The following is a 24679-nucleotide window of genomic DNA, read 5'->3' as shown; positions in this document are numbered from 1 at the left end:
GATGCCCGACCTGATCTTCGACGACGTCTCCATCACGTACCGCACCTCCGGTCGTTCCGGCCGCGACGAGGTGGCCGCGGTGCGCCACGTCTCCCTCACCCTCCCGGCCGGGCAGACGCTCGGCATCGCCGGGGAGTCCGGCTCGGGCAAGTCGACGCTCGCGATGAGCGTGCTGCGCCTGCTGCCGCGCAACGCCCGGCTCAGCGGCCGCGTGCTGCTGGGCGACCAGGACGTGGCGACACTGTCGTTCGGGCAGCTGCGCGCGGTGCGGTGGGCGCAGACCTCGATCGTGTTCCAGGGAGCGATGCACTCGCTCAACCCGGTGCGTACGGTCGCGTGGCAACTGAACGAAGCGCTCGAGCTGCACGCCTCCGACCGGTGGAAGACCGAGAAGGCCCGCAAGGAGCGCGTGCAGGAGCTGCTCGACATCGTCGACCTGCCGACGCAGAAGGGCGAGTCGTACCCGCACGAGCTCTCGGGAGGACAGCGGCAGCGCGTCATGATCGCGATGGCGCTCGCGTGCGACCCCGAGGTGATCATCGCCGACGAGCCGACCACGGCGCTCGACGTGATCGTGCAGAAGCAGATCCTGGACATGATCTCGCGGCTGGTCGCCGAGCGCGGCATCTCGATGCTCATGATCAGCCACGACCTCTCCGTGCTCGCCACCGCCTGCGACCGCATCGCGATCATGCGCGACGGCGAGCTGGTCGAGGTCGGCGAGAGCTACACGGTGTGCACCACGCCGGAGCAGGCGTACACGCGCCAGCTCGCCGACGCCTTCCCCACGATCGGCGACCCGGCCTCGCGCATGGCCCCGGTGACCCGGCACGGTCGCGATGCGGACGACGTGCCCGAGATCGCCCACGGCGAGGAGGTGCTGCTGGAGGCGCGCGGCCTCAACGTCACCTACCGCTCCGGAGGGCGGCCGGTGCACGCCGTGCGCGACGTGGACCTGTCGGTGCGTCGCGGCGAGATCGTGGCCCTGGTCGGGCAGTCCGGCTCCGGCAAGTCCACGCTCGCCCGCGCCCTGATGGGACTCCAGCCCGCCGACCCCGGCTCGCAGATCCTGTTCGACGGCGCGCCCATCCCCACCAAGGGCCGCACCCTGGGTCAGTTCCGCTCCCAGGTGCAGCTCGTGCTGCAGGACCCGTGGGCCGCGCTCAACCCCAAGCACAGCGTGTACGAGTCGGTGGCCGAGGGGCTGCGCGTGCAGCGCTACCCCGGAGACGAGCGCGAGCGCGTGGCGCAGAGCCTCACCGATGCGGAGCTGACCCCGCCGGAGCGGTACTTCGGCGCGATCCCGCAGGAGCTCAGCGGCGGGCAGCGGCAGCGCGTGGTGATCGCGGGCGCGCTCGCGGTGCAGCCGCAGCTGCTGATCGCCGACGAGCCCGTCGCCTCGCTCGACGCCTCCGTGCGCGGGGAGATCCTCGGGCTGCTGCTCGACCTCCGGCGCCGCCTCGGCCTCTCCGCGCTCGTCATCACGCACGACCTCGGCCTCGCCTGGAACATCGCCCACAGCGTCGCCGTGATGTATCACGGGCAGATCGTGGAGCACGGCCCGACCGAGGAGGTGCTGCTGAACCCGCAGCACGAGTACACCAGGCACCTGCTGTCGGCGGCGCCGCGCATCGAGGAGAGGACGGCATGACCGACACGATCGAGGGCACCGCGGTCGGCGCGGTCTCGCCGTACCTGGACTCCGCGCCGCTGCAACCGGGCGACACCGTGGCGATCGTGTCGCCCTCCGGACCGGGCAACGAGGAGAACACGCAGCGCGCCGTCAGCTACTACGAGTCGTGGGGCCTCAACGTGCGTGTCGGAACGCACGTGCTCACCCCGCACCCGCGCGCGTCGTACCTCGCCGGCCCGGATGACCTGCGCCGCGCCGACCTGATCGACGCGTGGCTGGACCCCGACGTGGACGCGGTGGTCACGGCCCGCGGCGGCTACGGGGCGCTGCGGCTCCTCGACGGCATCGACTGGGCGCAGCTGCGGCGCGGGGCCCTCCGCCGCGACGGACGACCGAAGCTGCTGACCGGGTCGTCCGACGTGACCGCGCTGCACGAGACCTGGCGCGCGCACCTCGGTGTCGCCACGCTGTTCTGCCCGATGGCGGGCAACAACGTGTTCCGCGACTCGCAGACCGTGCGCGACGACGTGCAGCGGTGGTTGTTCGAGCCGTGGCGCGGCCGCGAGCTGATCGGCCCGAAGACCGAGATCATGACGCCCGGGCGCGCCGAGGGGCGCTTCACCGGCGGCAACCTCAGCCTCCTCGCGGCGGGGCTCGGCGCCCCCGAGGCGGCCGTGCCCGCACCGGGCATCCTGTTCCTGGAGGACATCACCGAGGAGCCGTACCGGTTGGACAGCTTCGTCACGCAGCTGCGGCGCGCCGGGCGGCTCGCGCAGGCCACCGGGATCGTGCTCGGGTCGTGGCACGAGTGCGGCGACCTCGAGCTCGTGCACGCCCTCATGCGCGACGAGTTCCAGGACGCGGGGGTGCCGGTCCTGTGGGAGCAGGGCTTCGGACACGACCCCGACGCGCTGACCATCCCGCTCGGCGTGGACGGCGTGCTGGACGCGACCGGCGACGAGCCGCGGCTGACCGTCGGGCTTCCGGCGTGATCGCGCTGCCCCCGCTCGACTCCCGGGCGACCTGGTCCGTGCGACTGGTCGACGCGGACACCGGCGAGACCCTCGCCGAGCACGGTCCCGACACGCAGTGCGAGACCGCGAGCATCGGGAAGATCTTCCTCCTGATCGAGGTCGCGCGGCGGCTGGAGGACGGGACGCTGGCGGAGGACGATCGCATCGACATCCCCGAGGAGCACCGGGTCGAGGACTCCGGGCTGCTCTACCGGATGCATGATCAGCGCGTCACGGTGCACGACGCCGCGTTGCTCGTCGGCGCCGTGAGCGACAACCTCGCGACGAACGCGCTGATCCATCTCTGCGGTCTCGATGCGGTGCGCGAGGTCGCGCCGGCGCTCGGTTACCGCGACACCGCGCTGCACGACTACATCCGCAACGAGCGCACGCCCGATCTGCCGTGGACACCGTCGTTCGGCACCGCGGCCGAGCTGTCCGACGTGATGCGACGCCTCGGCGACGGCGACGTGGTCTCCCCTGCGGTGAGCGCCAGGGTGCTGGACTGGCTGGCCGCCGACACCGACACGTCGATGACGGCCGACGCGTTCCTGCTCGACCCGCTCGCGCACGTCGAGGCCGAGTATCAAGGTCTGGTGCTGCGCCACAAGACCGGCAGCGTGGGGTTCGCCCGCGTCGACGTGGGGCTGCTGCGGGGTCCGGCGGCCGCGGTGGCCTATGCCGTGGCGGCGAACTGGAAGACCGCGGGCACCGATCTGCGGGCGCCCGTGCTGGACGGCATGCGCGCGGTCGGCGAGCTCATCCGGGCACACGCGAGCGGGCGCGCGCGCGACGACGGAGGAGACGCATGAGTGCGCTCGAGGTCGAGCTCCCCGCCGAGCACGGCACCGTGTGGTCGGTGCTGGTGCAGGACGTCGACACGGGCGAGGTGCTGCTGCGCCACGACCCCGACGCCGTGCAGGACACCGCGAGCGTCGGCAAGATCTTCCTGCTGCACCGGCTGCTCGCCGAGGTCGACGCGGGCACCCGGTCGCTGGAGGAGCGCGTGACCCGGCGGCCCGTGGAGGCCATCGAGGACTCCGGGCTCTGGTACCTGCTGCAGGCCGACCAGCTGTCGCTGTACGACGTGGCCGCCCTGATCGGGGCCGTGAGCGACAACGCCGCGACCAACACGCTCGGCCGGGTGATCGGCATCCCGACGGTGCAGGAGCACACGCGCGCGCTCGGCTACACGGCCTCGGCGCTCGACGACATCGTGCGGTGGCCGATTCCGCCCGGAGCCCCGCGCACGCTGTCGCACGCCACCGCCACGGAGCTCGTGCGCTTCATGACGCGGCTGGCGGACGGCACCGACCTCTCCCCCGCATCGGCCGACACGCTGCGCCGCTGGCTGGGCGCCGGCATGGACCTGTCGATGGTCGCGTCGGCGTTCGAGCTCGACCCGCTCGCCCACTGGGGCTTCGATCGGGGCGTGTGGCTGCTGAACAAGACCGGCACCATCTCGCGCGTGCGCGCCGACACCGGGCTCGTGCTGTCGCCCACGCGCCGCATCGCCTATGCCGTGCTGGCGAACTGGGACCGCGGGGCGGACGGCCGCGGCCCCGTGCTCGCGGCCATGCGTCGCATCGGCGAGGGCATCCACGCCGCGCTCGCCGATTGAGCCGGGTTCAGATCACCCCGGCCCGCGCGAGCCTCGCCCGCACCTGATCGATCGGTACCGCATGGGCGGTCCGCCCCTCCGGGCCCACGGTCGTCTCGGCCGCGAGCACGGAGTTGACCAGCGCTTCCTCGACCGCATCCATCGTCGCGGCGAACAGCGGTGAGAGCTCCTCGTCGGCCGCGGTTCCGGCCGCTGCCCGGTCGTGCACGGAGAAGGCGATCGCGTAGTCGCCGCTGCCCTGCGCATAGTCGGCGCCGACCCCCCGCATGGCGAACACCGCGCGGTTGGCCACGCGACCGAGCTGACGGCCGTCGACCGGGGCGTCCGTCGCGACCACGATCATGCACGAGTTCCCGACGGGCTGCGCCGCGGTCCCGGCGAGCAGCTCTTCCGCGGGCAACGGGACGCCCGCGATCCGCAGCGTGCCGCTGAAGTTCGTCTGCACGAGCACCCCGACTATGCGGGTCTCCCCCGCGACCTCGACCAGACGCGAGGCCGTGCCGATACCGCCCTTGTAGCCGAGGGCCACGGTGCCGGCGCCGGCACCGACCGCCCCCTCCGCGACGCGCCCCGGGGCCGCGGTCTCCAGGGCTTCCTTCACCTGTTCCTCCCCCACGGCCCGCCGCCGGATGTCCGAGAGGAAGCCGTCGTTCGTCTCCCCCACCACCGGGTTGAGCGTGGTCGTCCCCGCGTGCGCCGGCGTGGCGAGCAGGTGCCCGAGCAGCGCGTCGGCGACGCGGAACACCGAGAGCGTGGAGGTGAGCAGGATCGGGGTCTCCAGCGCGCCCAGTTCGCGCAGCTGCGTGGCGCCGACGAGTTTGCCGTAGCCGTTGCCCACCGCGAGGTTGGCCGGGAGGCTGCGCCGCGTGCCGGTCAGCGCATCCGGCACGACCGCGGTGACACCGGTGTGCAGACCGTCGCCGTGCAGCGTGGCGTGTCCCACCCGCACTCCGGGCACGTCGGTGATGGCGTTCTCCGGACCTCGCGCGAAGGCTCCGGACGCCACACCGAGGTCGGCGAGGCGGGGACGAGAGGACGAGGGCGACGGCCGTGTCATGCTCCGATCCTCCCAGCCGGATCGACGGGGGATCCGCGCCGCGCCGAGTGCTCCCGCGGGACGGACACCCCACCCGCGCGGCTCGGTAGACTGGTCGGCACCACCCACACTCAGGCACGCTCACACAGTGCCGCATACATCGCTCGAGGAGACCTCCATGTCCGCCATTCCCGACAAGCCCGCACTCGAAGGTCTCGAAGCGAAGTGGGACGCCGCCTGGGCGGAGCAGGGCACGTACCTGTTCGATCGTCTGCGCGCCGCCGAGCTCGGCCGTGAGGGCGTCTACTCGATCGACACCCCGCCGCCCACCGCCTCGGGCAGCCTCCACATCGGCCACGTGTTCTCCTACACGCACACCGACGTCAAGGCGCGGTACGAGCGGATGCGCGGCAAGACCGTGTTCTACCCGATGGGCTGGGACGACAACGGCCTGCCGACCGAGCGTCGCGTGCAGAACTACTACGGCGTGCGCTGCGACCCGTCGCTCCCCTACGACCCCGACTTCACGCCCCCGTTCGAGGGTGGCGACAACAAGTCGAGCCGCGCGGCCGACCAGCAGCCGATCAGCCGCCGCAACTTCATCGAGCTGTGCGAGCGCCTCACGGTCGAGGACGAGAAGCAGTTCGAGTCGCTGTTCCGGCAGCTCGGGCTCAGCGTGGACTGGACCCAGACGTACCGCACGATCTCGGACGACACGATCCGCCAGAGCCAGCTCGCGTTCCTCCGCAACATCGAGCGCGGCGAGGCGTATCAGGCCCTCGCGCCCACCCTGTGGGACATCGACTTCCGCTCCGCGATCGCGCAGGCCGAGCTGGAGGACCGCGACCAGCAGGCCGCATACCACACGATCGAGTTCCCGTTCGCCGACGGCTCCGGCTCGATCGCGATCGACACCACCCGCCCCGAGCTGCTCCCCGCGTGCATCGCGATCGTGACGCACCCGGAGGGCCCGCACAAGCACCTGATCGGCACGAAGGTGCGCACGCCGTTCTTCGGTGCGGAGATCGAGATCCACGGCCACCATCTCGCCCAGCCCGACAAGGGCACGGGCGCCGCCATGGTCTGCACGTTCGGCGACGTGACCGACATCGTCTGGTGGCGCGAGCTGCGCACGAGCGACGGCCGCGACCTGCCGAACATGACCACGATCGGGCTCGACGGGCGCTTCCTGCCCGAGGCCCCGTCCCTCGTCGCCAGCCCCGAGGCCCGCGACTGGTACGCGGCCGAGGTGGCGGGCAAGACCGTGTTCAGCGCCCGCAAGGCCATCGTGGAGAAGCTGCAGGAGACGGGCGACCTGACCGCGGTGGGCAAGCCGTTCCAGCACGCCGTGAAGTTCTTCGAGAAGGGCGACCGCCCGCTGGAGATCGTGTCGACGCGCCAGTGGTACATCCGCAACGGCGCGCGCGATGTCGAGCTGCGCGACCGGCTGCTCGCGCACGGGCAGGAGCTCGCCTGGCACCCCGACTTCATGCGCGTGCGCTACGAGAACTGGGTCGGCGGCCTCACCGGCGACTGGCTCGTGTCACGGCAGCGGTTCTTCGGCGTGCCGATCCCGCTGTGGTACGCACTGGACGAGAACGGGGAGCGCGACTACGACCGCGTGCTCACGCCCGACCTCGCCGCCCTCCCGATCGACCCGACCACCGACGTGCCGGCCGGGTACACCGAGGAGCAGCGCGGCGTCCCCGGCGGGTTCGACGCCGAGGCCGACATCCTCGACACCTGGGCCACGTCGTCCCTGACCCCGCAGCTCGCGGGCGGCTGGCAGCGCGACGAGGAGCTGTGGCAGCTGACCGCGCCGTTCGACCTGCGCCCGCAGGGCCAGGACATCATCCGCACCTGGCTGTTCTCGACGATGCTGCGCTCGACGCTGGAGGACGGCCGCGCTCCCTGGCGCAACGCCGCGATCTCCGGCTTCATCGTCGACCCCGACCGCAAGAAGATGTCGAAGTCGAAGGGCAACGTGGTCACGCCGGCCGACGTGCTCGACGCCCACGGCTCCGACGCGGTGCGCTACTGGGCCGCGTCGAGCCGCCTCGGCATGGACGCCGCGTTCGACCCGCAGAACCCGACGCAGGTGAAGATCGGTCGGCGCCTGGCGATCAAGGTGCTCAACGCGGCGAAGTTCGTGCTGTCGTTCCCGGTGCCCGAGGGCGCGCAGGTCACCCACGCGCTCGACGCCTCGATGCTCACGGCCCTCGACGCCGTGGTGGCCGAGGCGACCGCCGCGTTCGACCGCTACGACGCGGCGCGGGCGCTGGAGCTCACCGAGGCGTTCTTCTGGACGTTCTGTGACGACTACCTCGAGCTGGTGAAGGAGCGCGCCTACAACCAGAACGACGTGGGTCAGGCGTCGGCGGCTCTCGCGCTGCGGCTCGCTCTGTCCACGCTGCTGCGTCTGCTCGCCCCCGTGCTGTCGTTCGCGACCGAGGAGGCGTGGTCGTGGTTCGAGCAGGGCTCGGTGCACACGGCCGCGTGGCCCGAGGCGCTGGGCATCGAGGGCGACGCCGCTGTCCTGTCCGCCGCGAGCGAGGCGCTGATCGGCATCCGTCGCGCGAAGACCGAGGCGAAGGCGTCCCAGAAGACCCCGGTGTCGCGCGCCGCGATCGCCGCCCCGGCCGCGAAGCTCGACGCGCTGCGCCAGGCCGCGGAGGATCTGCGCGCGGTCGGTCGCATCGCCGAGCTCGAGTTCACCGAGGCGGAGGAGTTCGCGGTCACCGCGATCGAGCTCGCCCCGGTCGAGGCGTCGTGATGCAGCTCGGCACCCGCTGGGCGACCGGCACGCAGCCGCCCGCTTCCGTGCCGGCCGCGCTGCGCCCCGCGATCGCCGAGGTCGAAGCCCGCGGGTTCGCGGGACACTGGACCCTCACATGGCTGGAGGGCCGCGCGATCGCCGAGCTCGACGCGGGCTGGGAGGTCGTGCAGACCGCGTCCGGCGACGTGGTCGCCCGTCCGTTCGAGGACTGATCCGCACCGCGTCCGCCGAAGAGCCCCCGCCGTCCTGAGGGATGCGGGGGCTCCCGTGTGTGCAGGTCGATCGCTCAGCGTCGTGGCAGTCCGAGCTGTGCCAGCAGGTGGTCGACGGCACGGGGGTCGTGGCGGCGGGCCTGCTGCTCTTCCAGCAGGTCGAGCGCGAGCTCCCGCCGCCGCGCGCGCTGGGCCACCCGGTGCTCGACGTACCCGGTGAGGCGGTCGGCGAGGTGCAGCAGCCCTCGTTCGGTGCGGGTGGGCGCCGAGAGGTGCAGGGTCGCGGCGGTCATGATGCCTCCTCCGCGGCGGACGCGCCGGCCGCGGGCGGCGGCGTCGGCAGATCGAACAGTTCGGCGCGCACCGACACCCGCCGCACGTCCGGCCCGGTCTGTCCGCGGTACTTCTCGATCGCGACCTCGATCACGGCTTCCAGTTCGGCGCGCAGGGCGAGCGCTTGCTCCGGGGTCACGTCGAGATGGGTGGTGAGGGTGATTCCCACGTCACCCCATCCCTCCGGCACCTCGGAGGCCGGCCGGTTGAGGTACGCCATGAGGGTCTCGTGTCGCAGCCGGAAGAACTCGGAGGTCACGATCTGCGCCGCGGCGCGGTTGGCGGGCGAGGTCATGTCTTCGGGCCCGGGGACGTCGATGCGTCCGCGCGGCCGCTCCCACCAGCGCTCGCGGCCCGTGCCGCGCCCTTCGACCTCGCGGATGAGGTCGTGCGCGGCCAGGGCCCGCAGGTGGTAGCTCGTGGAGCCGGACGTCTCGCCGACCAGTGCGGCGAGAGAGCTGGCGGTCTGGGGGCCGCGCGAGGCGAGCAGATCGAAGATCTTCACGCGCAGCGGGTGAGCGAGCGCTTTGAGCGCCCCGGCGTCGAGCGTTCGCACCTGCGTCTGTTCGGTCATGAGTGCAAAGATACCCTTGCAAATGTTTCTTTGCAAGGGTTTCTTTGCATCAAGGTCTCCGGGTGCTCAGCCCACCGCGTCCCGCGCCGCCACGAACGCCGCGACGCACGCCTCCACCTGCTCCGGCGTGTGCGCCGCCGAGAGCTGCACGCGGATGCGCGCCAGACCCCGCGGCACCACGGGGAAGCTGAACGCCGTCACGTAGATCCCGCGCTCCTGCATGGCCTGGGCGATCCGCGCGGTCTTCGCCGCGTCGCCGAACATCACCGGCACGATGGGGTGCTCGCTCGGCAGCAGTTCGAAACCCTCCTCGGTCATCCGCCGCCGGAACAGGGCCGCGTTGTCGCGCAGCCGCGCTCGCAGCTCCGCCGACCCCTCCACGAGGTCGAGCGCCGTGAGCGTGCCGGCGACGATCGTCGGGGCCAGGGTGTTCGAGAACAGATACGGGCGCGACCGCTGCCGCAGCAGCGCGACGATCTCGGCGTGCGAGGCCACGTAGCCGCCCGACGCGCCGCCCAGCGCCTTGCCGAACGTGCCGGTGTAGATATCGACGCGGTCGGACACCCCGCACAGCTCCGGCGTGCCGCGACCGTGCTCCCCCACGAAGCCCACCGCGTGGGAGTCGTCGACGAACACCAGGGCGTCGTAGCGATCGGCCAGGTCGCAGATCTCGGCGAGCGGGGCGATGTAGCCGTCCATCGAGAACACACCGTCCGTCACGATCACGCGGAACCGCGCGTCGGCCGCCGCCCGCAGCTGCTCCTCCAGATCGGCCAGGTCGCGGTTGCGGTAGCGCAGGCGCCGCGCCTTGGAGAGCCGGATCCCGTCGATGATCGACGCATGGTTGAGCTCGTCCGAGATGATCGCGTCCTCCGCGGAGAACAGCGTCTCGAACACGCCGCCGTTCGCGTCGAAGCACGACGAGTACAGGATCGCGTCGTCGGTGCCGAGGAAGCCGGCCAGCCGCCGCTCCAGCTCCAGGTGCTGTTCCTGCGTGCCGCAGATGAAGCGGACGCTGGCGAGCCCGTAGCCCCAGTCCTGGAGGGCCGCGGTCGCCGACGCGACGAGGCGCGGGTCGTCGGCCAGTCCGAGGTAGTTGTTGGCGCAGAAGTTCAGCACCTCGACGCCGTCTGCCGTGATCTCCGCGCTCTGCGGTCCGCGGATGCCGCGCTCGCGCTTCGTGAGCCCCGCCTCCTCGATGCCGGCGAGCTCGGTCGCCACGTGGGTCTTGAAGTCTCCGTACATCACAGCTCCGTCCAATCGAGGATGATCTTGCCCGTGCCCGCCGAGGCCGCGGCCGCGAAGCCCCGTTCCCACTCGCGCGCCGGCACCACGTCGGCGATCACGCGAGCGATGGCAGCACGGAGGGCGGCGCTGGTCTGCAGCATCGCGCCCATGGCGTTCCACGTCTCGAACATCTCGCGACCGTAGATGCCCTTGATCGTGAGCATGTGGGTCACCAGCTTGCCCCAGTCGATCTCGAAGCCACCGCTCGGCAGCCCCAGCATCGCGATCCGGCCGCCGTGGTTCATGTTGTCGATCATGGCCGGGAGCGCCGATGCCGCACCGCTCATCTCGAAGCCGATGTCGAAGCCCTCGCGCATGCCGAGCACGCGCTGCGCGTCGCGCACATCGCGCTGCGACACGTCCACGACCTCGTCCGCGCCCATCGACCGTGCCATCGCCAGGCGCGGGGCACTCACGTCGGTGGCGGCGATGAACCGGGCGCCCGCGTGCCGGGCCACCGCGATCGCCATCAGCCCGATCGGGCCGCACCCGGTCACGAGCACGTCCTCACCCACCAGGGGGTACGTCAGCGCCGTGTGCACGGCGTTGCCGAGGGGATCGAAGATCGCACCGAGCTCGGGCGTCACCTCGGCGTGATGCACCCAGACATTGGCGGCGGGCAGCGCCAGGTACTCCGCGAACGCACCGTCGCGCTGCAGCCCGAGCCCGATCGTGCGGATGCACATCTGGCGGCGGCCGGCACGGCAGTTCCGGCACGTGCCGCACACGATGTGACCCTCGCCCGACACCCGGTCGCCGACCGCGATGTCCTGCACGAGCGGTCCGACCTCCACGACCTCGCCGTAGAACTCGTGCCCGGGAATGAGCGGGGTCGCGATGGCGGAGGCCGCCCAGTCGTCCCAGCGGTGGATGTGCAGATCGGTGCCGCAGATCCCGGTCCGCAAGACGCGGATGATCACGTCTCCGGGCCCGGCGGTCGGGTCCGGTCGATCGACCAGGGCGAGACCTGCGCCCGGTTCTTCCTTGAACAACGCCTTCATGACTCCGATTCCAGCGCATCGCTCACTGTAGAACAATCGGGACTTCCTGCAGCGTTTCTGTAGTGGCGCCTAAACTGACGGGGTGGAGCTCCATCAACTGCAGATCCTTCGCGAACTCGGCGCGCTCGGGAGCGCGACCGCGGTGGCAGACGCCCTGCGCGTCACGCCCTCCGCGGTGTCGCAGCAGCTCGCCGCCCTCCAGCGCGGCTTCCCCACGCCGCTGACCCGCCGCGAGGGGCGCACGCTCGTGCTCACACCCGCGGGCGCGGTCCTGGCGGCCGCCGGCACCGAGGCGATCGACGCCATGGCCGCCGCCCGCCACGCGCTGGACGACTTCGAAGCGGCGGCCACCGGCGTCGTGAGCGTCAGCGGCTTCCACAGTGTCGGCCAGGCACTGTTCGGACCGCTGCTGCGCGAACTGACGGCGGCGGGCGACGCCCCCACCGTGCAGCTCACCGACGAGGACGTGGCCCAGAGCGAGTTCCCCGCCCTCACGTCCCGCTACGACCTCGTGCTCGCGCATCGCATGGAGCACTCCGATCCGTGGCCCGCGGACGGCGTGCGCAGCGTCACCCTCGTGCGCGAACCGCTCGACGTGGCCGTCGCGGCTGACCACCCGCTCGCCAGTCGTTCGAGCGTGAAGCCGGCCGACGTGGCCGGGGAACGCTGGGTGACCAGTCGCGTCGGCTACTCCCCCGACGACGTCCTGCGGGCGGTGTCGGCCGTCGCCGGACGCCCGGTGGACATCCACCACCGCATCAACGACTACGGAGCGGTCTCCGCGGTCGTCGCCGCCGGGGGCGTGCTCGGCATGCTGCCGCGGTTCACGTCGCGCAGCGTCGACGACCGCGACATCGTGCGTATCCCGTTGCGCGGCGTGAGCACCCACCGCATGATCGACGTGCTCGCCCGGCCGGAGAATCTGCGACGGCGCTCGGTGCGCGTGGTCGTCGAGGCCCTGCGCGCCGTGATGACCCGGCTGCGCGACGACGCCGACGGCGGGGAGCACGCGGATCGTTAGGCTCGGGGCATGACCGACGCCATGAACCCGCTCCTCCAGCCGTCGTCCCTCCCGTTCGGGCTGCCGGACTACCGGGCGATCCGCGCGGAGCACTACCTCCCGGCGTTCCAGGCCGCCTTCGCCGCGCAGCGCCAGGAGATCGCCGCCATCACGCGGGCGCGGTCGATGCCCACCTTCCAGAACACGATCGAGGCGCTCGAACGCTCCGGGGAACTGCTGGAGCGGGTGGCGCACACGTTCTACACCGTCAGCTCTGCCGATGCCACACCCGAGATCCAGGCCGTGGACGAGAAGCTCGCGCCGCTCATGGCCGCGCACCGCGACGCGATCACGCTCGACAGCGCCCTGTACTGGCGCGTGCAGCAGGTGCACGACCGCCTCGACGAGCTCGACCTCGACCCCGAGCAGCGCTACCTGGTCGAGCGCCATCACCGGGAGATGACGCACGCCGGTGCCGCCCTCGACGACGAGGCCAAAGCGCGGCTCACCCTGCTCAACCAGCAGCTCTCCACGCTCAGCAACACGTTCGAACGCAACCTCCTCGACGACACGAACGACCTCGCCGTGGTGTTCCGCAGCGCCGAGGAACTCGACGGGCTCAGCACGGGCGAGGTGTCGGCGGCGGCACGGGCGGCGCAGGACCGCGGCCTCGATGATGCGTACCTGCTGCCTCTGCCGCTGTTCACCGGACACCCGGCGCTCGCCCAGCTGCGCGACCGGGAGTCTCGTCGGCGCATCCTGACCGCCTCCCGTGCCCGGGGGTCACGCGACAACGCGAACGACAACCGCCCCGTGCTCACCGAGATCGTGCGGCTTCGCGCGGAACGGGCACGGCTGCTCGGCTACGCCTCCCACGCCGCCTACGTCACCGCCGACGAGACCGCGGGATCCCCCGACGCGGTGGAGCGGATGCTGCGCCGTCTGGCCGCCCCGGCCGCGCGGAACGCCGCGTCCGAGCGGGCTGCCCTCCAGAAGCTGGTCGACGAGACCGAGGCGACGCCGTACCCCGTCGAAGCGCACGACTGGGCGTACCTGACCGAGCGGGTCAGGGCGGCCACCTACGACATCGACACCGCGGCGCTACGGCCGTGGTTCGAGGCGGAGCGCGTGCTGCGCGATGGCGTGTTCTTCGCCGCGACCGCGCTGTACGGCATCACGTTCAGGGAGCGGACGGACCTCGTCGCCTATCACCCCGGGGCGCGTGTGTTCGAGGTGCGCGAGGAGGACGGGTCGACGCTCGGGCTGTACGTGCTCGACCTGTACACGCGCGACACGAAGCGCGGCGGCGCCTGGATGAACGCGATCGTCAGCCAGTCGCGGCTGCGGGGCACGGCCCCCGTCGTGGTCAACAACCTCAACGTGCCTCGTCCCGGCGACGACGAGCCGACACTGCTCACGTTCGACGAGGTCACCACGCTGTTCCACGAGTTCGGGCACGCGCTGCACGGGCTGTTCGCCGCGGTGACGTATCCGCACTTCGCGGGAACCAATGTGTTCCGCGACTTCGTGGAGTTCCCCAGCCAGGTCAACGAGATGTGGATCCTGTGGCCGGAGGTGCTCGACAACTACGCCAGACACCACCGGACGGGCGAGCCGCTCGATCCCGCGATCGTCGAGCGCCTGCGCTCCACCTCGTCGTTCGACCAGGGTCACGCCACGAGCGAGTACCTGGCCGCGGCGTGGCTCGACCAGGCGTGGCATCGCCTCGACGCCGACGCGCCGGTCACGGAGGTGGCGGAGTTCGAGGCTGCGGCCCTCGCCGACATCGGGCTCGACGACCCGGCCGTGCCCACGCGCTACTCATCGACGTACTTCGCGCACGTGTTCTCCGGCGGCTACAGCGCGGGCTACTACTCCTACATCTGGAGCGAGGTGCTCGACGCCGACACGGTCGAGTGGTTCCGCGAGAACGGCGGGCTCACGCGCGAGAACGGGGAGCGATTCCGCCGCCGCCTTCTGGGCGTGGGCGGCTCGAGAGACCCGCTGGAGGCCTACCGCGGCTTCCGCGGTCGCGACGCCGACATCGCCCCGCTCCTGGAACGTCGTGGACTGAACGGCTGACCCGTGGCACGCTGGCCGCATGGACGCATTCCCTGACAATCCATTCGGCCCCGCGACCCGACTCGAACTGGACGCGATCCCGCTCGCCGTCATCCGCCACGAGGGCATCCGCCTCTCCGACCTCCGCGACGCGTTCGACACGGGCTACCGCGCCATCGGCGCGACCTTCGCCGACGGCACGCTCACCCCGACCGGCCCCGCCATCGCGATCTACTACGGCGACCCGATGGGAGTGTTCGACCTCGAGCTGGGCTTTCCCGTTCAGGCGCCCCCGTCCGCCGCGATTCCCGTCGGTACCGGCGGCTCCGTCGTCGCATCGGCTCTCCCCTCGGGTTCCGCTGTCGCGACCACGCTGCACGGTTCCTATGACGGACTCGGCGACGCGTGGGCGGCGCTCGCCGAGCGCGCGGCCACCGAGGGCCTTCATCCACGGAGCATCTGGATCGAGGTGTACGTCTCCGATCCCGACACCGAGGAGGACCAGCTGCGCACCGACCTCATCATGCCCGTCGGCTGAGCCGCCACCACCCGGCGTCGCACCGTCGATCGCTCGCGACGGCGACCGCGCGGGTCAGGCGCTCTTGCGCTTGCGCTCCATCACCACGGTGGGCGGCGCGCCCTCGTCGACGGCGGCGCGGGTGATGATGACCTTCGCGACATCTTCCGCCGAGGGGATCTCGAACATCACCGGACCGAGCACGTCTTCGAGGATGGCGCGGAGCCCACGGGCGCCGGTCTTGCGCTCCACCGCGAGGTCGGCGATCGAGCGGAGCGCCTCCTCTTCGAACTCGAGCTGCACGCCGTCGAGCTCGAACATGCGCTGATACTGCTTCACGAGCGCGTTGCGCGGGCCGGTGAGGATGTCGATCAGTGCGGCCTGGTCGAGCGGCGAGACGTTGGTGACCACGGGGAGGCGACCGATGAACTCCGGGATCAGCCCGAACTTGTGCAGATCCTCGGGGAGCACCTCGCTGAAGAGGTCGAGGTCCTTGCCCTTGTCGTGCAGCGGGGCGCCGAACCCGACGCCGTGCTTGCCGACACGGGCCGACACGATGTCCTCCAGCCCGGCGAAGGCACCGGCCACGATGAACAGCACGTTTGAGGTGTCGATCTGCAGGAACTCCTGGTGCGGGTGCTTGCGGCCGCCCTGCGGGGGCACCGAGGCAACCGTGCCCTCGATGATCTTCAGCAGCGCCTGCTGCACGCCCTCGCCCGACACGTCCCGCGTGATCGACGGGTTCTCCGCCTTGCGGGCGATCTTGTCGACCTCGTCGATGTAGATGATGCCCTGCTCGGCGCGCTTCACGTCGTAGTCGGCGGCCTGGATGAGCTTGAGGAGGATGTTCTCCACGTCTTCGCCCACGTAACCGGCCTCGGTGAGCGCGGTCGCGTCGGCCACGGCGAACGGCACGTTGAGGCGCTTCGCGAGCGTCTGCGCCAGGTAGGTCTTGCCGCAGCCGGTCGGCCCGATGAGCAGGATGTTGCTCTTCGCGATCTCGACTTCTTCGGCCTTCTGCTCCGCGGGCTGCAGAGTGCCGTGCGCGCGGACGCGCTTGTAGTGGTTGTACACGGCGACCGCGAGCGCCCGCTTCGCAGGCTCCTGGCCGACCACGTACTCCTCGAGGAAGGAGAAGATCTCGCGGGGCTTGGGCAGCTCGAACTCCGCGACACCCTCGGCGGACGACTCCGCCATCCGCTCCTCGATGATCTCGTTGCACAACTCGACGCACTCGTCGCAGATGTACACGCCGGGGCCGGCGATGAGCTGCTGCACCTGCTTCTGGCTCTTTCCGCAGAAAGAACACTTGAACAGGTCAGCGCTTTCACCGATGCGGGCCATGCGCGTCCTCCTATGGGGGGATCAGAGATCGTCCTTCGAGCCTAACCGCTGCATGCGACACCGGGCCGCATTGGCGACGAGTCGTTCCGCGATCGCGAATGCCACCCGCCCTGAGCGGGCGCTGGCGCCCTCGAACGACGAGAGCCCCACCGCGCGATGCGCGACGGGGCCCTCGTTCGAGTCGTCGTCAGACCATGCTCTTGGTGTGCCAGACCGTCTTCACCTCGGTGAAGGCGGCGATCCGCTCCGGCGAGGCGACGACCTCGCCCGGCGCGAGCACGCGCTTCAGGGTCTCCGCCGCCGCGATCTGCAGGTCGACCCAGTCCAGGGCACCGGCACCCGCCAGATCGAGGGCGTTCACGTCCTGATGCGATGCGAGCCACGGCGCGATCTCGGCCGCCGAGCCGGTGAGGACATTCACGACCCCGCCGGGCACGTCGCTCGTCGCCAGCACCTCGGCGAGGCTGATGGCCGACAGCGGGTACTGCTCGCTCGCCACCACGACGACCGTGTTGCCTGCGACCAGCGCCGGTGCCACGACCGACGCGAGTCCGAGCAGCGCCGAGTCCTGCGGGGCGACGATCGCCACCACGCCGGTCGGCTCCGGAACCGAGATGTTGAAGTACGGACCGGACACGGGGTTCGCGTTCCCGGCCACCTGGGCGTACTTGTCGCACCAGCCGGCGTACCAGACCCAGAGGTCGATCGTCTCGTCCACCTGTGCGGCAGCCGCCGATGACGACACGCCCTCCTGCGCCACGATCTCGTCGATGAACTGCGCGCGACGACCCTCCAGCACCTCGGCGATGCGGTACAGCACCTGGCCGCGGTTGTAGGCGGTCGCCCCCGACCACCCCTTCACGGCCGCGCGGGCGGCGACCACCGCGTCGCGCGCGTCCTTGCGCGAGGCCTTGGCGGCGTTCGCGAGGAAGCCGCCCTTGCGCGACACCACCTCGTACGTGCGGCCGGACTCGCTGCGCGGGAAGGCCCCGCCGATCGCGAGCTTGTAGGTCTTCGGAACACTCAGTCGCTTGCTCATGCTGCGGCTCCCTTGAGGTACGCGGTGAGACCCTGACGACCGCCCTCGCGGCCGTATCCGGACTCCTTGTAGCCGCCGAACGGACTCGACGGGTCGAAACGGTTGAAGGTGTTGGCCCACACCACGCCCGCGCGCAGCCGGTCCGCCACGGCGAGGATGCGCGAGCCCTTGTCGGACCAGATGCCCGCGGACAGGCCGTAGGGCGTGTTGTTCGCCTTCGCGATCGCCTCGGCGGGCGTGCGGAAGGTCAGCACGGACAGCACGGGCCCGAACACCTCGTCCCGCGCGGTGCGGTGTGCCGCCTCGACCCCCGTGAAGATCGTCGGCGCGAACCAGAATCCCTGATCCGGGATCGCGCAGTCGGCGGTCCAGCGCTCGGCACCCTCGGCCTCGCCGATGTCGCTCAGCTCGCGGATGCGGGCCAACTGCGCGGCGGAGTTGATGGCACCGATGTCGGTGTTCTTGTCGAGGGGGTCGCCGAGGCGCAGCGTCGACAGCCGGGCCTTCAGGCGGTCCACGACCTCGTCGTGGACCGACTCCTGCACGAGCAGACGGCTACCCGCGCAGCACACGTGACCCTGGTTGAAGAAGATCCCGTTGACGATGCCCTCGATGGCCTGATCGATCGGGGCGTCATCGAACACGATGTTCGCGGCCTTGCCGCCGAGCTCCAGCGTGAGCTTCTTGTTGGTGCCGGCGACCGCGCGGGCGATGTCGCGACCGACGCCCGTGGAGCCCGTGAAGGCGACCTTGTCGACGTCGGGGTGACGCACGAGCGCGGCGCCGGTCGCACCGGCACCCGTCACGATGTTGACGACACCGGCGGGGAGGTCGGCCTGCTGCAGGATCTCCGCGAAGATCAGCGCCGTCAGCGGCGTGGTCTCGGCCGGCTTCAGCACCACCGTGTTGCCGGCGGCGAGGGCCGGCGCGAGCTTCCACGCGAGCATGAGCAGCGGGAAGTTCCACGGGATGACCTGGCCGGCGACGCCGAGCGAGCGCGGGTTGGCGCCGAGCCCCGCGTAGTCGAGCTTGTCCGCCCAGCCCGCGTAGTAGAAGAACCAGGAGGCGACGAGGGGCACGTCCACGTCGCGGCTCTCCTTGATCGGCTTGCCGTTGTCGAGGCTCTCCGCCACGGCCAGTTCCCTGGCGCGCTCCTGCACGAGCCGCGCGATGCGGAAGAGGTACTTGCCGCGGTCGCGGCCGCTCATCTTCGACCAGGTCTTGTCGTAGGCGCGGCGCGCGGCGGCGACCGCGCGGTCGATGTCCTGATCGCTCGCGGAGGCGATCTCCGCGATGCGCTTCTCGCTCGACGGCGAGATGGTGGTGAACGGGGTGCCCGTGCCATCGACGAACTCGCCGTCGATGAACAGGCCGTAGCTGTCCCTGAGGTTCAGGATCGCGGTGGACTCCGGTGCGGGAGCGTATTCCAGAGATGACATATCAGTTCCTTGGTTGCTGAGCATGCCGAAGCATCAGTCGATCGTGACGTAGTCGGGGCCCGAGTAGTGGCCGGAGCCGAGCTTCTGCCGCTGCAGGAGCACGTCGTTGAGGAGGCTGGAGGCACCGAACCGGAACAGGTGCGGCTGCAGCCACTCCTCCCCCACGGTCTCGGCCACGGTGACGAGGTACTTGACCGCGTCCTTGGAGGAGCGGATGCCGCCGGCCGGCTTCACGCCGATGCGCTCGCCGGTGCCGCGGTACCAGTCGCGCACGGTCTCCAGCATGAGCAGCGTGGTGGGCAGCGTCGCCGCGGGCTGCACCTTGCCGGTCGAGGTCTTGATGAAGTCGCCGCCCGCCAGGATCCCGAGCCACGATGCGCGCTTGATGTTGTCGTAGGTGTTCAGCTCGCCCGTCTCCAGGATCACCTTGAGGGACGCATACGAGCCGTCCTCGCGCCGGCACGCCTCCTTGACCTGGGCGATCTGGTCGAACACCAGACCGTAGCGGCCGGAGAGGAAGGCACCGCGATCGATCACCATGTCGATCTCGTCGGCACCGGCGGCGACGGCCTCAGCCGTGTCGGCGAGCTTGATCGCAAGCGACGAGCGCCCGCTGGGGAATGCCGTGGCCACGGCCGCGACGGAGATGAGCCCGTCGTCGGGGTCGCCGTGCAGGCTGCCGAGCGCCTCGACGGCACCCGCGACCATGTCGCCGTACACGCACACCGCGGCCACGCGCGGCGTGGACGGGTCGGCGGCATCCGGCGTCTTCGCCTTGGCGACGAGCGAGCGCACCTTGCCGGGGGTGTCGGCGCCCTCCAGTGTCGTCAGGTCGATCAGCTTGATGATCGTGTCGAGGGCCCACGCCTTCGACGTTGTCTTGATGGAGCGCGTGCCGAGGCCGGCCGCTCGCTGCTCCAGCCCGACCGCATCGACGCCGGGGAGCCCGTGCAGGAAGCGGCGCAGCGTGGCGTCGTCCGGCTCTCCGCCGAGGACGTCCACCGCCGTCCTGCGGCTGAGTTCTGTCGTGGTCATTGTTCCTCCAACAATGCTCGTGCTGTGGTCTCGTCGGTGACCAGCACGCTGCACAGCCTGCTGGTCACCACGGTTCGGGCGATGTCGTGCTTCGCGGGTCCCGCGGTCACGAAGACGGCTCTGTCGGCACCTCGCAGGCGGTCGAGAGAGACGCCGACGGTGCGGGCGTCCAGCTGCGGGTCGACGATGTTGCCCTCCGCGTCGACGTAGCGGCCGAGGACGTCGCCGACGGCGCCGCGGCGTGCGAGCTCCTCGACGTCGTCGGCGCTGAGGTACCCGTTCTCGACGTGGGCGGAGGACGCGTCGCACGGTCCCGCGGTGAACAGGAACGCCTGGGCCTGCGCAGCCTCTTCGAGCACGGCCGCCACGGTGCGGTCGCCCTCGATCGCCCGCTTGGTCTCCACGTGCTCGAGGATCGCGGGGCTCGGCAGCAGCGACACCTGTCCGGACGCCCGCTGGGCGATCGTCACCGCGAGCCCTGCGGCGCCTCCCGAGCGGCGGTTCAGGCTCACGCCACCGTTGAGCTGCACGACCGTCACGCCGTTGGCCCAGCCGTCGGGCAGCGCCTCGGCCACCGCACGCAGGGTCTTGCCCCAGCTGACGCCGAGCGTGCGGGGCACGGGGCGCATCGCGGTCAGGAAGTCGGCGGCGGCCTGCGCCACGCGTTCGAGCGTGCCGTCGTCGCCCTCCGGCGCCGGCACCACCACCGCATCCTTGAGCCCGAAGCGCTCGACCAGTTCGCGCTCGAGACCGAGGCGCCGGGCGCGCGGGTGCACGATCTCGATCCGCACGATCCCGCGCTCACGGGCCTGCGTGAGCAGTCGTCCGACCTTCCATCGGGAGATCTTGAGGAGTCCGCCGATCTCGTCCTGCGTCTTGTCCTCGTCGTAGTACAGCTCGGCTACGCGCACCATCAGCAGGTCTTCTTCCACGGCATCCTCCTTCCCTCTCCAGGGTAGGCCGGATTCAGCGTTCGCGCACGCATCTGCTCATATGCGCACGCAGTGCTCGTCCGACCGCGCATCCGCCGGGTACGAGAAAAGGGCGCCCGTCCGAAGACGGGCGCCCTTTCGAAGCGGTGCGACTACGCGCGCTTGCGCGACGTGAGCACCTGGTCGACGATGCCGTACTCCAGGGCCTCGTTGGCCGAGAGGATCTTGTCGCGGTCGATGTCGCGGTTCACCTGCTCCACCGGCTTGCCCGTGTGGCGCGCCATGGTCTCCTCGAGCCACGTACGCATACGGAGGATCTCCGCGGCCTGGATCTCGATGTCCGACGCCTGACCGTGACCGGCCTCACCCATCGCCGGCTGGTGCATCAGCACGCGGGCGTTCGGCAGAGCCAGCCGCTTGCCGGGCGCACCCGCGGCGAGCAGCACCGACGCCGCCGAGGCCGCCTGGCCCAGCACCACGGTCTGAATCTGCGGCGCGACGTACTGCATCGTGTCGTAGATCGCCGTCATCGCGGTGAACGAGCCACCGGGCGAGTTGATGTACATCGTGATGTCACGCTCGGAGTCCTGGCTCTCCAGGACGAGCAGCTGCGCCATCACGTCGTCGGCGGACGCGTCGTCGACCTGCACGCCGAGGAAGATCACGCGATCCTCGAACAGCTTGTTGTACGGGTCCTGACGCTTGAAGCCGTAGGCCGTGCGCTCCTCGAACTGCGGGAGCACATAGCGGCTGGACGGCAGGTTTCCGGCGGACTGGAACGTGGGTGTGTACATGGTGTCCTCTCGCATCCTTACTCGGCGCCCGTGCCGCCGCCACCGGTGACGTCGCTGGCGTGCTCGCGGATGTGGTCGACGAAGCCGTACTCGAGGGCCTCCTCCGCCGTGAACCAGCGGTCGCGGTCACCGTCGGCGTTGATCTGCTCGACCGGCTTCCCGGTCTGCGCCGCCGTGATCTCTGCGAGGCGCCGCTTCATCGACAGGATGAGCTGCGCCTGGGTCTGGATGTCGCTCGCGGTGCCACCGAAGCCACCGTGCGGCTGGTGCAGCAGCACGCGGGCGTTGGGGGTGATGTAGCGCTTGCCCTTGGTGCCGCTGGTCAGCAGCAGCTGGCCCATCGAGGCCGCCATGCCGATACCGACCGTGACGATGTCGTTCGGCACGAACTGCATCGTGTCGTAGATCGCCATGCCCGCGGTGATCGAGCCACCGGGCGAGTTGATGTAGAGGTAGATGTCCTTCTCGGAGTCTTCGGCGGCGAGAAGGAGGATCTTCGCGCAAATCTCATTGGCGTTCTCGTCTCGCACCTCCGAGCCGAGCCAGATGATGCGGTCCTTCAGCAACCTGTCGAAGACGCTTGTCGCGACGAGGGGTTCAGCCATGTCAGCTCCTGCTTCCGTGTTTCAGTGATTCGAATCTACCGGCGTCAACGCGGCACTCAGGTCGTGTTCGCCGTCGGCATATCAGGTGTCGCGCTGCGCGATCTCGTGGGCATACGCGGTCATCGACCGGTGGTAGCGCGGGAGGTGAGGAACCAACGCGAGCAGGGCCACGGAGAGCCCCTCATGCGGACGGCCGGCGCTTGCCAGGACCAGCGCGTGCACGGCAGCGACGGCGTCGCGATACGGGCCGTCCGCGGAGACCTCCGCCTCCGCGCGGATCACGTCGAGCGCCTCGTCGTATGCGCCGAGATTGCGGAGGGAGCTCGCCAACTGGATCACGCACTGCGGCCGATGCTCCTCGTCGAGCCCGAGCGCGAGTGCTCGACGATACAGCTCGACGGCCTCGGCCGGACGACCTGCCGAGTCGCGAGCGCCGGCGCGCTCGAACTCCGCCCGCGCATCGTCCGGTCCCCGCTCCGCGGCCAGAGCGTCGATCCTCGCGATCGTCTCGTCGCCCACTTCCTCACCGGTCGCGTCGGCCCACACCTGGTCGACCCGGTCCTCCCATGAACTCATGCGTTCTCCTCCTCGATACGAAAGAGGGCGGATGCCGCAGCATCCGCCCTCTTCACGTTCGCGCGATCACTCGCCCTTGTCGGCAGCCTTCTTGGCCGGAGCCTTCTTGGCGGCCGGCTTCTTGGCGGCGGGCTTCTCCTCCGCGTCAGCGTCCTTCTTCGCGGGCGCCTTCTTCGCGGCGGCCTTCTTGGCGGGAGCCTTCTCGGCGGGCTTGTCCTCCGCCTCAGCCTCCTCCGCCGCGGTGCTCTCGTCGTCGGTCACGACGAAGTCGGACAGGTCCACGGGCTTGCCGTTGGTGTCGACGACCTTGACCTTGCCGAGCGCAATCGCGAGCGCCTTGTTGCGGGCGACCTCACCGACGAGCGCGGGCAGCTGGTTCGAGGACTGCAGTGCCTCGACGAACTCCTGCGGAGCCATGCCGTACTGCGCGGCAGACTGGATGAGGTACTGCGAGAGCTCCTCCTGCGAGACCTGCACGTCGGCCTGCTCCGCAATCGTGTCGAGCAGCACCTGCGTGCGGAACTGCTTCTCGCTCGCCTCGGTCACCTCGGCGCGGTGCACGTCGTCCTCCAGACGACCCTCGCCCTCGAGGTGGTTGTGCACCTCATCTTCGATGAGCTGCGGCGGCACCGGGATCTCGATCTGCTCGAGCAGCGTCTCGACGAGCTTGTCGCGCGCCGCCGACCCCTGCGTGAACACGCCCTGCTGCGCCACGCGCTCGGCGAGGCTCGCGCGAAGCTCGGCGATCGTGTCGAACTCGCTCGCGATCTGAGCGAACTCGTCGTCGGCCTCAGGAAGCTCCCGCTCCTTGACGGCCTTCACCGTGACGGAGACCTCCGCCTCCTTGCCGGCGTGGTCGCCACCGATGAGCGCGGAACGGAACGTCGTGTCCTCACCGGCGGTGAGCGACTCGACGGCGTCGTCGATGCCCTCGAGCAGCTCGCCGGAGCCGATCTCGTACGAGACGCCCTCGGCGCGGTCGATCTCGGCGCCGTCGATCGTGGCGACCAGGTCGAGCTCGACGAAGTCGCCCTTGGCGGCGGGACGGTCGACCGGGATGAGGGTACCGAAGCGGGCGCGCATGTTCTCGAGCTCGGCGTCGAGCGCAGCCTCATCGGCCTCGACCGCGTCGACCGTCAGCGTGATGCCGGCGTAGTCGGGCAGTTCGATCTCGGGCCGCACGTCGACCTCGATGTCCACGAGCAGATCGCCCGAGAAGTCCTTCTCGTTCGGCCACTGCGTGATCTCGGCGGCGGGACGCCCGACGATGCGGAGCTTGTGCTCAGTGGTGGCCTCGCGGAAGAACTTGTCGAGGCCCTCGTTGACGGCGTGCTCGATGACCGCGCCGCGGCCGATGCGCTGGTCGATGATCGGCGCGGGAACCTTGCCCTTGCGGAAGCCGGGGATCTGCACGTCCTGCGCGATGTGCTCGTAGGCGTGAGCGATGCTGGGCTTGAGGTCTTCCGGGGTGACCGTGATGCTGAGCTTGACCCGGGTCGGGGTCAGCTTCTCGACGGTGCTGTTCGCCATGCTGGTGTGTTCTCCTTGTGGTTTCCGCGGGGGACGCGGCTGAAAAGTCGAGGGGTCTGAGTCGGGGCGACAGGAGTTGAACCTGCGACCTCCCGCTCCCAAAGCGGGCGCTCTACCAAGCTGAGCTACGCCCCGGGGAATCCGCACGCAGATTCAGCCCCACCGAGTCTAACGGACCGAAGCATGCCGGACCGTCCGCTATGATCGTGGGAGTCCGGACTCCGGTTCCGGGGGTGTAGCTCAATGGTAGAGTCTCAGTCTTCCAAACTGATTGCGCGGGTTCGATTCCCGTCACCCCCTCCACTTCCTCTCGCGCTCACC

General features: G+C 70.4%; 23 protein-coding genes and 2 tRNA genes. 10 read left to right on the top strand and 15 right to left on the bottom strand.

The window, feature by feature from the left end:
- Position 1: 1 nt before the first annotated feature.
- From KE274_RS10935 to KE274_RS10920, 4 genes are read left to right on the top strand one after another with little or no spacing between them, the layout of a single operon-like run.
- Entirely contained in the window at positions 2-1651 is a 1650-nt protein-coding gene (locus tag KE274_RS10935) for an ATP-binding cassette domain-containing protein (RefSeq protein WP_211543688.1), read from the top strand.
- The gene (locus KE274_RS10930) at positions 1648-2625 is read left to right on the top strand and encodes a S66 peptidase family protein (RefSeq protein ID WP_211543686.1); all 978 of its coding nucleotides are present in this window, start codon (positions 1648-1650) and stop codon (positions 2623-2625) included. Before KE274_RS10935 ends, KE274_RS10930 begins: the two co-directional genes overlap by 4 nt.
- Positions 2622-3458, top strand: coding sequence for a serine hydrolase (locus tag KE274_RS10925; RefSeq protein ID WP_211543684.1), 837 nt, complete (start codon positions 2622-2624; stop codon positions 3456-3458). Before KE274_RS10930 ends, KE274_RS10925 begins: the two co-directional genes overlap by 4 nt.
- On the top strand, positions 3455-4267 hold the full coding sequence (locus KE274_RS10920; protein ID WP_211543682.1) for a serine hydrolase: 813 nt from the start codon (positions 3455-3457) through the stop codon (positions 4265-4267). Before KE274_RS10925 ends, KE274_RS10920 begins: the two co-directional genes overlap by 4 nt.
- Positions 4268-4274: 7 nt before the next feature.
- Here the strand turns inward: KE274_RS10920 and KE274_RS10915 are convergent, their stop codons facing one another.
- Entirely contained in the window at positions 4275-5324 is a 1050-nt protein-coding gene (locus KE274_RS10915; protein WP_211543680.1) for a P1 family peptidase, read from the bottom strand.
- Positions 5325-5481: 157 nt separating this feature from the next.
- Here KE274_RS10915 and valS point away from each other — a divergent pair, with 157 nt between their 5' ends.
- Together valS and KE274_RS10905 are read left to right on the top strand one after the other, a co-directional pair.
- Positions 5482-8076 carry a valine--tRNA ligase gene (gene valS, locus KE274_RS10910; protein WP_211543679.1) on the top strand — a complete coding sequence of 865 codons (2595 nt, stop codon included), beginning with the start codon at positions 5482-5484 and terminating at the stop codon, positions 8074-8076.
- A complete protein-coding gene (locus tag KE274_RS10905; RefSeq protein WP_211543677.1) occupies positions 8076-8291 on the top strand; it encodes a hypothetical protein in 216 nt (71 codons plus the stop codon). The genes valS and KE274_RS10905 overlap by 1 nt, the downstream gene beginning before the upstream one ends.
- 74 nt (positions 8292-8365) lie before the next feature.
- Here the strand turns inward: KE274_RS10905 and KE274_RS10900 are convergent, their stop codons facing one another.
- From KE274_RS10900 to tdh, 4 genes are all read right to left on the bottom strand, one after another.
- Positions 8366-8584: a hypothetical protein gene (locus tag KE274_RS10900; protein WP_211543675.1), complete on the bottom strand. Its 219-nt coding sequence runs from the start codon at positions 8582-8584 to the stop codon at positions 8366-8368.
- Positions 8581-9198, bottom strand: a complete 618-nt coding sequence (locus tag KE274_RS10895) for an ArsR/SmtB family transcription factor (RefSeq protein WP_211543673.1) — start codon at positions 9196-9198, stop codon at positions 8581-8583. Before KE274_RS10895 ends, KE274_RS10900 begins: the two co-directional genes overlap by 4 nt.
- Positions 9199-9264: 66 nt before the next feature.
- Positions 9265-10443: a glycine C-acetyltransferase gene (locus tag KE274_RS10890; protein WP_211543664.1), complete on the bottom strand. Its 1179-nt coding sequence runs from the start codon at positions 10441-10443 to the stop codon at positions 9265-9267.
- The gene (gene tdh, locus KE274_RS10885) at positions 10443-11486 is read right to left on the bottom strand and encodes an L-threonine 3-dehydrogenase (protein WP_211543662.1); all 1044 of its coding nucleotides are present in this window, start codon (positions 11484-11486) and stop codon (positions 10443-10445) included. Before tdh ends, KE274_RS10890 begins: the two co-directional genes overlap by 1 nt.
- 82 nt (positions 11487-11568) lie before the next feature.
- On the opposite strand from tdh, the gene KE274_RS10880 reads away from it, so the two are divergent.
- Genes KE274_RS10880 through KE274_RS10870 form a run of 3 tightly spaced genes read left to right on the top strand, consistent with a single transcriptional unit; the run spans position 11569 to position 15085 of the window.
- A complete protein-coding gene (locus KE274_RS10880; RefSeq protein WP_211543660.1) occupies positions 11569-12507 on the top strand; it encodes a LysR family transcriptional regulator in 939 nt (312 codons plus the stop codon).
- A gap of 9 nt (positions 12508-12516) precedes the next feature.
- Positions 12517-14568, top strand: coding sequence for a M3 family metallopeptidase (locus KE274_RS10875; protein WP_211543658.1), 2052 nt, complete (start codon positions 12517-12519; stop codon positions 14566-14568).
- A 19-nt stretch (positions 14569-14587) separates the two neighbouring features.
- Entirely contained in the window at positions 14588-15085 is a 498-nt protein-coding gene (locus tag KE274_RS10870) for a GyrI-like domain-containing protein (RefSeq protein WP_211543656.1), read from the top strand.
- 54 nt (positions 15086-15139) lie between these two features.
- Here the strand turns inward: KE274_RS10870 and clpX are convergent, their stop codons facing one another.
- The 10 genes from clpX to KE274_RS10820 all read right to left on the bottom strand — a co-directional run bounded on the left by clpX (position 15140) and on the right by KE274_RS10820 (position 24493).
- Complete coding sequence (gene clpX / locus KE274_RS10865; protein ID WP_211543654.1) at positions 15140-16408, bottom strand: ATP-dependent Clp protease ATP-binding subunit ClpX; 1269 nt, start codon at positions 16406-16408, stop codon at positions 15140-15142.
- 187 nt (positions 16409-16595) lie between these two features.
- Complete coding sequence (locus KE274_RS10860) at positions 16596-17447, bottom strand: aldehyde dehydrogenase family protein (RefSeq protein ID WP_211543652.1); 852 nt, start codon at positions 17445-17447, stop codon at positions 16596-16598.
- Positions 17444-18886: an aldehyde dehydrogenase family protein gene (locus tag KE274_RS10855; protein ID WP_211543650.1), complete on the bottom strand. Its 1443-nt coding sequence runs from the start codon at positions 18884-18886 to the stop codon at positions 17444-17446. Before KE274_RS10855 ends, KE274_RS10860 begins: the two co-directional genes overlap by 4 nt.
- Positions 18887-18919: 33 nt before the next feature.
- Positions 18920-19921, bottom strand: coding sequence for a deoxyribose-phosphate aldolase (deoC, locus tag KE274_RS10850; protein ID WP_211543648.1), 1002 nt, complete (start codon positions 19919-19921; stop codon positions 18920-18922).
- On the bottom strand, positions 19918-20853 hold the full coding sequence (locus KE274_RS10845; RefSeq protein ID WP_211543646.1) for a sugar-binding transcriptional regulator: 936 nt from the start codon (positions 20851-20853) through the stop codon (positions 19918-19920). Before KE274_RS10845 ends, deoC begins: the two co-directional genes overlap by 4 nt.
- 152 nt (positions 20854-21005) lie before the next feature.
- Entirely contained in the window at positions 21006-21647 is a 642-nt protein-coding gene (locus tag KE274_RS10840; RefSeq protein ID WP_025105017.1) for an ATP-dependent Clp protease proteolytic subunit, read from the bottom strand.
- Positions 21648-21664: 17 nt separating this feature from the next.
- Positions 21665-22252: an ATP-dependent Clp protease proteolytic subunit gene (locus tag KE274_RS10835; RefSeq protein WP_211543644.1), complete on the bottom strand. Its 588-nt coding sequence runs from the start codon at positions 22250-22252 to the stop codon at positions 21665-21667.
- A gap of 81 nt (positions 22253-22333) precedes the next feature.
- Positions 22334-22828, bottom strand: a complete 495-nt coding sequence (locus tag KE274_RS10830) for a tetratricopeptide repeat protein (RefSeq protein ID WP_211543642.1) — start codon at positions 22826-22828, stop codon at positions 22334-22336.
- A 66-nt stretch (positions 22829-22894) separates the two neighbouring features.
- Positions 22895-24358 (bottom strand): trigger factor, encoded by a 1464-nt coding sequence (gene tig / locus KE274_RS10825; RefSeq protein ID WP_211543640.1) that lies wholly within the window; start codon positions 24356-24358, stop codon positions 22895-22897.
- 61 nt (positions 24359-24419) lie between these two features.
- Positions 24420-24493: transfer RNA gene (locus KE274_RS10820), tRNA-Pro, on the bottom strand.
- Positions 24494-24587: 94 nt separating this feature from the next.
- Here KE274_RS10820 and KE274_RS10815 point away from each other — a divergent pair.
- Positions 24588-24661: transfer RNA gene (locus KE274_RS10815), tRNA-Gly, on the top strand.
- The last annotated feature ends 18 nt before the right edge of the window (positions 24662-24679 follow it).

The organism is Microbacterium paraoxydans (assembly GCF_018224615.1).
Classification (GTDB): domain Bacteria; phylum Actinomycetota; class Actinomycetes; order Actinomycetales; family Microbacteriaceae; genus Microbacterium; species Microbacterium paraoxydans_B.
Note: the sequence above shows the minus strand (reverse complement) of the source record. Positions and strands in the feature narration are given on the sequence as shown.